Annotated in this window: 1 protein-coding gene; it reads left to right on the plus strand. The window is 45.1% G+C overall.

Annotated features, from left to right (window positions below):
• Window positions 1–319 (plus strand): phosphopantetheine-binding protein (locus ACP45E_RS13850; RefSeq protein ID WP_141707340.1); only part of this gene is annotated, 319 nt, incomplete at both ends.

Genomic DNA, 319 nt, shown 5'->3' on the forward strand with positions numbered 1-319 from the left:
TACCGTTCAAGATGAGCTACCAACTCTTCCAGAACTTAATCCAGAAGACCTAGCAGAGTGTCGTACACTAGGTGAAATCGTCCATTACATGAATAGCAAACTAGCAACTGTATCTGTTGCTGCACCTCAGGTAGCGACTCAGTCAGTTCAGGTAGCACCAACAGATGGACTTGACGCAGCGACGGTTCAAAAGACAATGCTAGAAGTGGTTGCTGAGAAAACTGGCTACCCAGTTGAGATGCTTGATCTAGCTATGGATATGGAAGCAGATCTTGGTATCGATTCTATCAAGCGCGTAGAAATTCTAGGTACCGTTCAA

The organism is Vibrio genomosp. F10 str. 9ZD137, from assembly GCF_049974785.1.
In the GTDB taxonomy this organism is placed as follows: domain Bacteria; phylum Pseudomonadota; class Gammaproteobacteria; order Enterobacterales; family Vibrionaceae; genus Vibrio.